Origin of the sequence: Streptomyces sp. URMC 124 (assembly GCF_051386455.1) — a bacterium.
Lineage (GTDB): Bacteria > Actinomycetota > Actinomycetes > Streptomycetales > Streptomycetaceae > Streptomyces.
On record NZ_JBPQTS010000644.1, the window covers coordinates 1 to 239 of the forward strand.

1 protein-coding gene is annotated in these 239 nt (G+C 51.9%); it reads left to right on the top strand.

What is annotated here, in order from left to right; translation table 11 throughout:
* Window positions 1–21 precede the first annotated feature (21 nt).
* Window positions 22–239 (top strand): hypothetical protein (locus ACSNOG_RS34015; protein WP_436756522.1); only part of this gene is annotated, 218 nt, incomplete at its 3' end.

A 239-nucleotide genomic window follows, 5' to 3' on the forward strand; every position in this document is an offset into this window, starting at 1 on the left:
GTGGGTGCGCACTCCGAGCATGTGGAGCTTGCACTGAAGCTGATCGAGAAAGCCCATACGGACCGAACGTATTACAATTTGCTGATGTATGGTGTCGAAGGTGAGAACTACAAGCTCGACGGCGGTCTTGTGAGCTATGAGGGCATTAAAGCAGAAAACAAAAAGCCCGGTTGGACGGGACTGCATGATGGCTACATGAGCCTTCCGGAGAAATATCCCGATGAATGGCAGGCCATCAG